Source organism: Capnocytophaga sp. HP1101, assembly GCF_054772415.1.
In genome coordinates this window covers 84,607-96,972 of record NZ_BPUU01000014.1, presented here as the reverse complement: position 1 = coordinate 96,972, position 12,366 = coordinate 84,607, and the positions used below count along the sequence as shown (strand labels likewise).

At 39.1% G+C, this 12,366-nt stretch carries 10 protein-coding genes; 2 read left to right on the top strand and 8 right to left on the bottom strand.

The features are described from left to right. The 6 genes from RCZ04_RS09240 to RCZ04_RS09215 form a co-directional block, all read right to left on the bottom strand. A partial coding sequence (locus RCZ04_RS09240; protein WP_460485753.1) for a clostripain-related cysteine peptidase occupies positions 1-465 on the bottom strand: 465 nt, incomplete at its 3' end. A 15-nt stretch (positions 466-480) separates the two neighbouring features. Continuing rightward, complete coding sequence (locus RCZ04_RS09235) at positions 481-795, bottom strand: hypothetical protein (protein ID WP_460485752.1); 315 nt, start codon at positions 793-795, stop codon at positions 481-483. 56 nt (positions 796-851) lie between these two features. Then, complete coding sequence (locus RCZ04_RS09230; protein WP_181463709.1) at positions 852-1,316, bottom strand: hypothetical protein; 465 nt, start codon at positions 1,314-1,316, stop codon at positions 852-854. Positions 1,317-1,369: 53 nt separating this feature from the next. Beyond that, a complete protein-coding gene (locus RCZ04_RS09225; protein ID WP_460485751.1) occupies positions 1,370-1,813 on the bottom strand; it encodes a hypothetical protein in 444 nt (147 codons plus the stop codon). Positions 1,814-1,865: 52 nt separating this feature from the next. Beyond that, the gene (locus tag RCZ04_RS09220) at positions 1,866-2,321 is read right to left on the bottom strand and encodes a hypothetical protein (RefSeq protein WP_460485750.1); all 456 of its coding nucleotides are present in this window, start codon (positions 2,319-2,321) and stop codon (positions 1,866-1,868) included. Between the two features lie 9 nt (positions 2,322-2,330). After that, on the bottom strand, positions 2,331-3,965 hold the full coding sequence (locus RCZ04_RS09215; protein WP_460485749.1) for a C10 family peptidase: 1,635 nt from the start codon (positions 3,963-3,965) through the stop codon (positions 2,331-2,333). A gap of 1,059 nt (positions 3,966-5,024) precedes the next feature. Here RCZ04_RS09215 and RCZ04_RS09210 point away from each other — a divergent pair. Then, positions 5,025-7,316 carry an inorganic phosphate transporter gene (locus tag RCZ04_RS09210; RefSeq protein ID WP_460485748.1) on the top strand — a complete coding sequence of 764 codons (2,292 nt, stop codon included), beginning with the start codon at positions 5,025-5,027 and terminating at the stop codon, positions 7,314-7,316. Between the two features lie 109 nt (positions 7,317-7,425). Here RCZ04_RS09210 and RCZ04_RS09205 read toward each other — a convergent pair whose 3' ends face one another. Beyond that, complete coding sequence (locus RCZ04_RS09205) at positions 7,426-8,616, bottom strand: phosphoglycerate kinase (RefSeq protein ID WP_460485747.1); 1,191 nt, start codon at positions 8,614-8,616, stop codon at positions 7,426-7,428. 796 nt (positions 8,617-9,412) lie between these two features. On the opposite strand from RCZ04_RS09205, the gene RCZ04_RS09200 reads away from it, so the two are divergent. Further along, the gene (locus RCZ04_RS09200) at positions 9,413-10,858 is read left to right on the top strand and encodes an arylsulfatase (protein ID WP_460485746.1); all 1,446 of its coding nucleotides are present in this window, start codon (positions 9,413-9,415) and stop codon (positions 10,856-10,858) included. Between the two features lie 87 nt (positions 10,859-10,945). On the opposite strand, the gene RCZ04_RS09195 is transcribed toward RCZ04_RS09200, so the two are convergent. Beyond that, a complete protein-coding gene (locus RCZ04_RS09195) occupies positions 10,946-12,253 on the bottom strand; it encodes an MFS transporter (RefSeq protein ID WP_460485745.1) in 1,308 nt (435 codons plus the stop codon). Positions 12,254-12,366 lie beyond the last annotated feature (113 nt).

Genomic DNA, 12,366 nt, shown 5'->3' with positions numbered 1-12,366 from the left:
CGATTTGTTTTCAGTTTCTATATGATAACCTTCCGGCAACCAAGCATTCCCGTGCGACCAAAGCACAAGTCCTTTATAACGATTGTCGCCTTTGTAATAGCTCAAAGCATCTCTCAACACATTGCTCATTACGGTTTTATCAGTTGAATTTTGTTCGGGGTAAGAAGCGATGATTTTAGAGGCTATTATCTCGGTGGTATCGTGTACAATTTCTAAAAGTATAGGGTGTGAAGGCAAAGCGGTAGAAGTATTGCTATCGATATACAGCAAGAGTTTGTCTCTTCCGTTAGGTACAAACCCGCGTTCTATTTCGTTGAGGTCTTTTAAGGCATAGGGAGCGAGGTCGTTATCAGCAACCATATACACGAGGGTGATTTCGTGAGGAGGTAAAGGCTCAGGAGTTGGGCCATCTTTTTGGCAAGAAAGTAACCCCAAGCCAATAAGAAGCAAAGAGTAATAACGCATAGTCTAGCAAAATGGTTAATGAGTAATGTAGATTTTTCCTTTAGGACAGATTTCAATAGTGAGCTCAGCCGTACTGCCTTGTATTTGTACCGTGCTTTCCAATCGTAGGCGTGAAGCTGTGATGGCTACTACTTTATAAGTACCTTTAGGCAAAGTAAATACCTTAGAAACAGTATTGGGTGATAGCTTTTCAGAAAAATGCTCACCTACCGAAACGGTTACTGCTTCAAAATAGCGATTTTGTACGTGCAGAGTATAGTTTTCGGGCTCTATAGCTTCTTTAGAGCAAGATAGGGCAACGACTGCCAATAGATATATAAGGTAACGCATAGAAAGAATTTAAAAGAATACCCTCTGGCAGAGGACTCCCTGCCAAAGGGTTAAGGTTATTTTGTATTATCTATTAGATAAGTATGATCACTAATGAGGTTGAGCTCTATTTTTTTATGGTTGAAATACAACTCTACTAAAGAAGCAGCATCTCCACAACCTGTACTATCATAATAGTTTCCTTTTATTTGTAAAGTATCAATCTTATTATTATACTCCAAATAAAGGGTTTCTAAATTTCTTGTATAAAAGGTTTTTAGAGCTCTTCCTGCACTTGCAATGGCTATATTCCCATTAGCAACGTGACATTTACTTATGTCTACTCTTTTATTATCTACTCTTTTGTATAAAGTAGCTTTTTCTGTTACATTCCGAAAACTGTATACTAACTCTTTTCTATCCATTTTATTATTCATAACTATAATAGCTAAAGAAGTAGGTTCATTCATACATATTTCGGTATTTTCTTTACAATTAGTAAATAAAAGTAGAAAAGTTATGTAGTAAATTACTTTTTTCATAGTAGTTATTTTTATAGCCCTTTGGCAGAGGGCTCTCTGCCAAAGGGCTAAGGTTATTTTGCTAAATAAGGCACTTCTATTTTAGTACCATCTACACGAATTTCATTCGTAACAGCATACTCTCCACATTTTCTACTTTCCATATAACCATTTACCTCAATTTTATAGGTTTTGGTAGCATTTTGAAGGTAGAGTGTTTCTGTTTTACCAGTATACACATCGTTTTTAAACCAAAGTTGAGTATCTACCACTAAATATTTATTATTGGTGGTATAACGAAAATCAATATGATATGGTTTCTTTGTATCATTCACTTGTTTGTACAATGTGATATGAGACTTATCAATCTCTTCGGCTTGATTAATAAACTCCTTATAAACCTCAGAGTTTTTATTTATAAGTAAACTAAACTCAGGAGGTGGGGTTTGACAATCTACATTTTTATCGCAATATGTCAATGTTATTAACATTATTGCTAAAAATAATATTCGTTTCATAATACTTATTTTATTACCTTTTTGCAAGGGATTCCCTGCCAAAGGGTTAAGATTATTTTGTATTATCTATTAGATAAGTATGATCACTAATGAGGTTGAGCTCTATTTTCTTATGGTTGAAATACAGCTCTGATAAATAAGCATTATCTCCACAACCCGAATCATCGTAATAAACTCCTTTTATTTGCAAAGTATCTACCTTGCTATTGTACTCTAAATAAAAGGTTTCTACATTTGATGTATAGAAGGTTTTTAGAGGTTTTCCTGCCATCCCAAAGCAAACATTACCATTCGCAACATCATATTTATCTACAAGTACTTTCTTGTTGTCTACTATTTTGTACAACATAGCTTTTTGGGTTGCATTTTTAAAACTGTACAACAACTCCTTTCTATCCATTCTATTGTTCATAACAATAACAGTTAAAGAAGTAGGCTCATTCATACAATCAACTGAGGGCTTACAAGAAAGAAAACCTAAAAATATGAATAGTAATATATTTTTCATAGCTTTTGATTATTTGATAACATATAATATTTCTAATTCGTACTGATAATTTCCAGGTTCTCCTGATTTATACGTATTAGAATCAGTTACTTTTCCTGATTTCCCATTAAAAATACCAATACGATACCAACCTGTTCCATCATAATATGTACTATTTGGTTTGTAACTGGAACCGTCAAGCATTCCTCCCCATCCAAAATTGTGGTGAACTAAGCTAAAATATTCATCAGTTCCTCCAACAAATTGTCCTTCATCTGGAGGACATTCACTATAATAAGATATTCTTCTTGTTTTCGAAACATAACCATCAATAATCCAAGCGTGCCCTCCATCATAGGTATTATAAAAATTGATACCCAAAAGACGATGCTCTTTCTTCTCACTTCTTCCTCTTATGTAAACGGGATTTCTATTTATGATTTGATTAATAACGGTATTTTGGTCATATCCTCTTTCAGTTACTATATAGCCTAACTTTGTAAGTGTTTGAATAGCTCTATATATAGTACTACCGCTTTCCCCACATCCATAGTCCATATTTAGATAATCACCATCTCCTAAATGCGCTAAAAGGTATTGTATATCTTCTTTTGCAGTAGAGTTATGTCCTACGCTATAATTATCAATAGTAGAAAACATATCACCTGCATCTACTTTAGTCATATCATCCCAATGCATTTCTCTCCCCTTAAAAAAAGGAGGCCTTTTATAATATGCCATCAGTTGTCCTACAGCAATAGCTACGCATCCTATAAGAGCTTCATCCCTCTTGTCTCCACAATATTTATAAACTTTATTATTGTATTCTCCGCTTTGATGCCAAAGAGTTTTAATTAAAGGAGGAATTAAATGAATTGTTTCCCATTCTCCAACTTTACCACTTACTCCCATTTCACACACTTCACAATCATTTTTGATTCCTCTTTTTTCGTTCTCTCTATGCTGTTTAGCTAAATCACATATACTAATAAACTCATCAGGTTCCTTTTTCGTTCTTATCCATTTACCCTCTTTATCAAAGAGTCCTTGTGCTATTAGCTCTTCTTGCCGTTCTTTAGGAAGATTTTTAAAAATAGTCTCTTTTGCTTCTGTAGCGAGTTTCTCTTTATTGGCTTCAAAATCTGCACGTTGTTCTTCTATGTACTCCTGCATATAGCTAAAGAGTATCGCTTGTCCTGGGTTGCTAATAGTGTCGCCAAGATGTCCGTAAGAGTTATAAGCTAATACGCCAGGAACACGCCTATCTGCTGAGGTAATTACATAACCTTGGTTGTTGGCAAAGTTTACAATGTAGACATCGGCTTGTTCGGGTTTTGCGTTGCCTTTGGTAGGTACGTAAGGCTTGCGAGTGTCGCCTTTTACTACCTCAATCGAGCCAATTTTTAAGGGAGCTTTGGTAACAATACCTTCTACTTCACGCATTTGCATAGCGGTAGCGAGAGCAGTTTCTTGGGCTTCTTCTGCCGAAATATGGGTTTGCCCTGTGAGAGCCACCCAACCTAAAAGTCCGTTGTCGGAAGCCTTCGTTTCAGTACTGGGCAATACTGAAATATCGGTGTCGGTTGCGAACGGGGCGTCTGCCTCTTCGCGTTGGCAGGAAAAGAAGAGTCCTGCAATGGTTGTAATTAAGATTATCTTTCTCATCACTAAAATGAATTTATATTAATGACGCAAAGGTAATAAAAGAAATTATAACTTCCAAATAAAACGATATAAAATTTCACTCAAAAGCGTAATTTATAAATAAATTCTGTTTTCAATACTCAAAACAGAATATTTTCCTATGCTAAAGCTATAATCCTTAGTTTAAGTATATAACTTTCCTTGTTATAAGCAAACTCTTCTTCTTTTTACCTCCACGCTCTCCTTATTGTATCTTTATCGTTTCTCTTCTCCAAGTCTATCCCCAACTCTCAGAGCCCCTACAACTGTTCCGCTAATTACACGCCTCTGTAACTCATACCACTCAGTCTCTCCCAGTTTCTCTGTAAAATTCTGATTATTCTATTCCCATTTTTCTAATTTCCAAGATCTCTAATTTCCCAATTTCCCCCCTGCCTGTGTGTCGCTACACTCCCCCTTTTCGAGATAGCCAGCGAGGGCTCACAGCTGGGTATGTGCACAGCGCGAGAGCGGAGTATGTGAATAGGGGGGAGGTTTCTCTCATTTTTTCCGTCACTACAATTCCCCCTTTGGAGGAAGTCTGCGAGAGCAGAGTATGTGAATAGGGGGAGGTTTTCTTCGTGTTTCGTCACTCATTTCTTGTCATTCGTCCCTCGTTATTACCTGCCTGTACGGCTCGTACTTCCCTTTTCTTTCGTCTCGAAACCCTATTTTTAGCATTTTTAGTATTATTGTATTACAGTATTAATCAATTATTTAGATACCTTTTGTATAACAATCGTCCAAGATTCGTATAAGCTTCCTATAAGCTTTGTATAAGCTAATCATATCTATTTTACCTTTTACTTTTTATCTTTCACCTAAAAACTCTCTTCCGTTCCCCTCCGCTTCCTTCCGATTTTCTCACCCCCTATATTTCCCAATTAAATACACTCCTCATTCGCTAATTACTATTTCCTAAATTTCTAATTCCTACTCCCTAATTTCTAATTCCTAACCCCCAATTTTTAACTTTCTAATCTCTATTTTGCTAATTAAAAAATCTTTCGTACCTTTGCCTCGTAAAACTGATATAGTGTTATGGAACAGGTATACATCTTTATGCTCTTCGTGTTCTTGGTGCTCGCCATTATCGACCTTGTGGTGGGCGTGAGCAACGATGCTGCTAACTTTCTTAACTCTGCCGTAGGCTCCAAAGTAGCTACAATTCGCACCATTATGATAGTCGCCAGCGTGGGGGTAGCCATAGGGGCGCTCTTTTCCAGCGGAATGATGGAAATTGCCCGCAAAGGCATCTTTAATCCTCATCTCTTCTATTTCGATGAGGTAATGGTCATTTTTATGGCAGTTATCCTTGCCGATATACTCCTTTTTGACCTTTTTAATACTATCGGATTGCCCACCTCCACTACCGTTTCTATCGTCTTTGAACTCTTGGGCGCTGCAATGTGCGTCGCCACAGTCAAAACCTTTATGAGCGGTGAATCCCTATTCAACGCCTTCAACTACATCAATACAGGCGAAGCAGGCAAGATTATTACCGGTATTTTTACCTCAGTAGCCATAGCCTTTACAGTCGGTACTATCGTGCAGTACTTAGCCCGATTGGTTTTCTCCTTTAAATACGAAGAAAATATAAAATACGTAGGAGGCATCTTCGGCGGACTCTCGCTCACAGGGCTTACCTACTTCATTATTTTTAAGGGACTTAAAGACGTCGCTTTCATTCCTAAAGAAGCCATTGCGTGGATGGATACGAACATCGTGCCTCTGCTCATTGGCTGTTTTATTTTCTACACAGTACTCTCACAACTGCTCATTCGTATGAAAATAAACATCTTTAGAGTGATTATCCTCAGCGGTACATTTGCTTTAGCAATGGCTTTTGCAGGTAACGACTTGGTGAACTTCATAGGGGTGCCAGTTGCCGCTTACCAATCTTATGATATATGGATTAACTCAGGTCAAGCACACAACGGTCTGCTGATGAATGCCTTAGCCGATAATGAAATGAGCACACCTACCGCCTTGCTCGTTCTCACCGGCTTTGTGATGATTCTCACCCTTTGGTTCTCCAAAAAAGCACGTCATGTGATTGACACAGGGGTGAACCTTTCTCGCCAAAGCGAAGGGGGAGAAGAGAAGTTCTCGTCTAATTTTCTTTCGCGTTTCTTGGTGCGTATTACAGTGATTTGTGCTCAAGCCGTGAACTTCATAATGCCGAAATCTATTAGTAACAAGATAGACCACCGTTTTGAAAAGCCTGAACCTGACCCTAATGTAAAAGAAGAAGACCTCCCTGCTTTCGACCTCGTACGCGCTGCGATTAATCTCGTAGTATCCAGTAGTTTGATTGCCATTGGTACTTCCTTTAAACTACCACTTTCTACCACTTATGTTACCTTTATGGTAGCAATGGGTTCCTCCCTCGCCGATAGAGCTTGGGGACGCGACAGTGCCGTATACCGCGTAGCCGGAGTGTTGAACGTCATCGGAGGTTGGTTTTTAACGGCTATTGTAGCCTTTATTGGGGCATTTATCGTGGCTGGAGTGCTCTACTACGGAAGTGTTATCGGTCTTATTGTGATGATTATGGTGGTAGGTTTTGTGCTTATTCGCAATGCTATAGCTTATCGTAATAAGCAGAAAGCCAAAGCGCAAGGTAAACGCTTTGAGCGCGCTGATTTAGCAACTATTGGCGGAGTGATAAAAGAAAGTTCAAACTATGTATCCGAAACGATATTCCGTATCGATGAGCTTTATAGCAAAGTGGTGAAAAACCTCGGTACGCAAGACCTCAGTAAACTCACCAAAAACAAAAAGAACGCTAAAAAGCTGGAAAAAGAACTCGACGAGCTTAAAGGTAATGTGTACTATTTCATCAAATCACTAAATGAAAGTTCAGTAGCTTCCAGCAAGTTTTACATTCTCATTTTGGATTATTTGCAGGATATGGCTCAGTGTCTCACAGCCATTACGCTTAATAGCTATGAACACGTAAACAACAATCACAAGAACCTTAAGTTTAACCAGCTGAGAGATTTGAAGTATATTTCCGATAAGATGGAAGAAGTATTTAAGGCTGAAGCTGAAATATTCAAAGGTTCTGATTATAACAAGTTGCACATCATCTTTGAAGATTGCAAAGTACTGAAAGATGAAGTATCTAAAATGGTACAAAAGCAAATCGACCGTATTCGCACTACTGAAACCAGCCATAAAACTACTAAATTGTACTTTAGCATTTTATTAGAAACTAATGCGCTGATTCGTGCTAACAATAACTTATTAATGCAGTTTGACGAATATCAAAAACAGCAAAATAGAAAGAAGAAGATGAACTTGATTACTCAAGTTACAGGAAAGAAATAGTGCGTGACAGACTTTGCTAAAGGTTCAAACTTTGGCAAAATTAGAGATATAAAAAGAGGCAGTCAGGATAATTCTTGACTGCCTCTTTTTGGTTATTTATTTTGATAAACTATTCGTTAATAGCTGCAATACCAGGAAGTACTAATCCTTCGAGGCTTTCAAGCATTGCACCACCACCAGTAGATACATAGCTTACTTTGTGCTCAAAACCGAATTGTTTTACTGCTGCTACTGAGTCGCCGCCACCTACGAGTGAGAAAGCACCGTTTTTAGTAGCTTCAGCTACATAATCGCCTACGGCAATGGTACCTTTGGCAAAGTTAGGCATTTCGAACACGCCCACAGGTCCATTCCACAAAATAGTTTTTGATTTAAGCAATACTGATTTGATATTCTCAAGGGTTTTAGGTCCTGCGTCTAATCCTTCCCAACCGTCAGGGATAGCATTTACGGGTACTATTTGAGTTTTAGCGTTGTTATCGAAAGAATCAGCTGCGACTACATCGATAGGGAGGTGCACTTCTACGCCTTTGGCTTTGGCTTTGGCAAGGATATCGAGAGCGAGGTCGAGCTTATCATCTTCACAAATAGAACTTCCTACTTTTCCGCCTTGTGCTTTGATGAAAGTATAAGCCATACCACCACCGATGATAAGGTGATTTACTTTGTCTAAGATATTTTCGATGATGGTGATTTTAGAAGATACTTTGGAGCCACCAAGGATAGCGGTTACTGGTTTTTCGCCGTTCTTCATTACTTTATCAATACTTTCAATTTCTTTAGCAAGAAGGTAACCGAAGCATTTGTGGTTAGGGAAGAATTTCGCTACAATAGTAGTTGAAGCGTGGGCGCGGTGAGCGGTACCGAAAGCGTCGTTCACATAGATATCGCCGAGTTTAGCGAGTTGTTTAGAGAAGTTTTCGTCTCCTTTTTCTTCTTCGTTGTGGTAACGCAAGTTTTCCAAAAGCACTACGCTACCTGCGGGGGCTGCAGCTACTGCTTTTTCGGCGGCTTCGCCTACGCAATCATCTACGAAGATTACTTTTTTGCCTAATACTTTTTCCACTTCGCTTACGATGTGACGCAAAGAATATTTGTCATTGCGTTCGCCCTTAGGGCGACCTAAGTGGCTCATCAGTACTGCAGTACCACCGTCTTTAAGGATTTTCTCGATAGTGGGTTTTGCTGCTTCGATACGAGTGTTATCGGTTACTTTAAAATTTTCGTCTAATGGCACATTAAAGTCCACGCGAATAAGGGCTTTTTTGCCCGCAAAGTTAAAATTGTCTATGGTTTTCATATATCTAAAACTATAATAATTTTATTCAAGCCTCAAAGGTACAACAAAAAAGTAATATACACAAAACTTTTTTACAATTAATTTATTTTTGTGTTCAAGATGAAGGTGTGTTTGGCATAAGAAGTGTAATAGATGATTAATGACTTTCGTAAAGAAATAAATCGAAATTGCGAATGATGGGTGGAGGTACTTTTTTGGCTGAAAGAGACTTATGCTTAGCTTATACAAAGCTTATAGGAAGCTTATACGAATCTTGGACGATTGTTATACAAAGGGTGTATAAGTAGTTGATTCATACCATAATACAATAATACTAAAAATGCCAAAAACAGGGTTTCGAGGCGAAAGAAAGAAGAAGTACGAGCCGTACAGGCAGGTAATAACGAGGGACGAATGACAAGAAATGAGTGACGAATCACGAAGAAAACCTCCCCCTAGCCCCCTCGGAGAGGGGGAATTAGCGACGGAAACCTCACCCCTAATTCACTTACTGGACAAATGCCGAAAAGCTCAATGAGGAAGGGTAACATCCCCCCTGCCCCCCTCAAGGGGGGAGATGCGATGGAGAGGATGCAAGAAATAAAGGCAGTAGAGGTTGATAATATCCCTCTATTCACATACTCTGCTCTCGCTGGCTATCTCCAAAGGGGGAATTGTAGTGACGGAAAAGTGATTAATTATATAGAATTAAGGGTAATTAATATGAACTTGATAGCCGATTTCATTGTTTATTGTAAATTGTTTTGTACCTTTGCAATATCAATTAATAACCATTTATCATTAATCATTAACTGTTATGAAACGTTTACTATTTAGTGTTTTAGCTTGTTTATGTACTTTAGGGCTCAAAGCACAAGAGCAACTTCCGAATGTTATCTTTATTCTGGCTGACGATTTAGGTTATGGTGATATAGCGCCTTACGGTCAGCAGATTATTAAAACGCCCCAGCTGAGTAAGCTGGCTGATGAGGGGATGAAGTTCACTCAGTTTTATACGGGTACCTCGGTATGTGCCCCTTCACGAGCTTCGTTTGTTACAGGGCAAACTACGGGACAAACGCATATACGTGGCAACAAAGAGGTGCGTGAGCCGGTGGACGGGCAAGCGCCCTTGCTTGCTGGTGATCCTTCGGTAGCAGGACTTTTTAAAAAAGCAGGCTATAATACGGGTTGTTTTGGCAAATGGGGCTTAGGGATAGTGCCATCGGAGGGGAACCCGCTACAGCAGGGGTTTGATACCTTTTTTGGGTATAACTCTCAGTTCCGCGCTCATCGCCGTTACCCTGCTTTCTTGTGGCAGGACAATGAGAAGGTGCCTATTCCTGAAAACGGAGACTATGAGCATCAGGTGGTTTATGGTGAAGACCTCATTCAAGAGAAGATTTTAGATTACATAGGCAAACAGACTACTGAAAAGCCTTTTTTTATGTGGCTTACCTATACACTGCCACACGCTGAATTGGTTGTGCCTCAGGACAGTATTTACGCTTCATACGAGTATTTGCCTAAGAGAGCTTATAAAGGGGTGGATTACGATAAAATAGACCTTAGCAAACCGTTTGGTTGGGCGGGGTATATGTCGCAACCTCACACGTATGCTACTTATGCGGCAATGGTGAGCCGATTGGACAAATATTTGGGAGAAATACGCAAAAAGCTTAAATCAAAAGGGCTTGATGAGAACACTATTATCATCTTTGCCAGCGATAATGGGGCGCACAGAGAGGGGGGGGCTGACCCTGAATTCTTCAACTCTTCAGCGGGATTGAGGGGTATCAAGCGCGACTTGTACGAAGGGGGTATACGCACGCCTTATATTGTTTATTGGAAAGGGAAGATAAAGGCGGGCAGTGTGAGCGACCACGTAGGGGCTTTTTGGGATATGATTCCTACTTTTGCTGAGATTACTCACCAGAAATATGCTCCTAACCAACACCAAGTGTCGTTTTTACCTACGCTTTTAGGAAAGCGACAACGCAAGCAACACAAATATTTGTATTGGGAATTTCACGAAATGGGAGGCAGACAAGCGGTGCGTTATAAAGACTGGAAGGGGGTACGCCTAAACGTCAATAAAGATAAAAATGCCCCCATAGAGCTTTACAACCTTACTACTGACCCTGCTGAAAAGCACAATCTTGCGGAGCAGTATCCTAAGATAGTGAAGAAAATAGAGGGATTTATGGAACAAAGCCATACTCGCTCAGAGCTCTTTCCTTTTGATTGGGAGGTGAAGAAGTGATGATAATGAGGGAGTGCAATAGATAAAAAAGCCTTTGCTTAAGTTTAGTACTTAGGCAAAGGCTTTTTCATATAGAGATTATAGGTATTAAAAACGCTCTAATAAGTCGTCTTTATGAGCTTTTTCATTTATCTTATTTGACTTGGAATCATAAGTGAAAGGCACTTTCCAAGTGATTAATAGTGCAGGAATGGTGCAAATCATCACTAATAAGAAGAAGTGTTGATATCCTAAAGACTTACTGAGGAAGCCACTAATCATACCAGGAACCATCACTCCTAAGTTCATCAAGCTATTGGCAAAAGCATAGTGAGCCATTTGGTACTTACCGGGGGCTATTTGTTGCATCATAAAGAGGGTGAGCCCTACGAAACCAAAGCCATAACCAAAGTACTCACCTACAATCCCCAAAGCGATAGTGGGCAAGTGAGAGGGTTGAAAATAAGCAAAGAGCAGGTAAACCACAAATGGAATATTGAAAGCACAAGCAAGAGTGAACAGTGCTTTTTTGAGCCCCACACGAGATATGAAAACCCCTGCCAAAATAGAGCCTATAATAAAGGCGATAGTTCCTGCAGTACCGTATATCAAGCCGTATTGTTGTTCAGTGAGACCTAAGCCACCTTTTTTAGTTTCAGCAACGAGGAAGATAGGGGCTATTTTCATTGCTAATCCTTCGGCAAGGCGGTATAAAAAAATGAAGATTAGATAGTAAAAGATATACTTTTTTTTGAAGAAAGCTACAAAGATATCCCATAGGTTCTTCATTTTTTCATTGAAATCACCTACTTGTTGAGGTTTAGTATCTTTTGGGAGCGCATAGAGATGGTAGAGACCTACAAGACCTAAAACAATAGCACAGATACCCAAAACTAATTGCCAAGAGGTTACTATACTCAATCCTTTTTCTCTTACGAGCCAACCTGCTAAGAAGATAAGAGCACCGTTGGCGAGCACTTTACCTAAGTTATAGAATGCCCCTTGCCAACCTGAATACAGGCTTTGCGTATTGGTATCGAGTTGTTCCATATACATACCATCGCCTGCAATATCGTGAGTTGAGCCACTTAGGGCAATCATACCCAATAAGGCGACGCATATAGCGAAGAAGTTAGATAAGGGTAGTGAAAAGACGATAATACCAAACAAAACTGCCGAAGCTAATTCGGTAATAACAATGTACTGTTTTTTAGTGCCATAGAGCTCCATTATGACACTGGTAATGGGTTTTAATGACCAAGGTAAGATAAGAAGGGAAGTCCAAAAGGCATTTTTGTCGTCAGGAATGCCTAAGCGTGTGAAAATGATGGTGAATACTGAGGAAAGCATTGCAAAAGGGAGCCCCATAGCGAAATAGGTGGTAGGCACCCAAGTAATAGGATTTTTCTTTTTCATAATGGTTGTTTATATTACTTTGTTTTTAAAAATCAGACAAAAGTACAAAATAAATACGAATTAGCAAATTAGCAGGTTAGCAAATTTGAAAATGCCTTAAGTATAGCAAAATA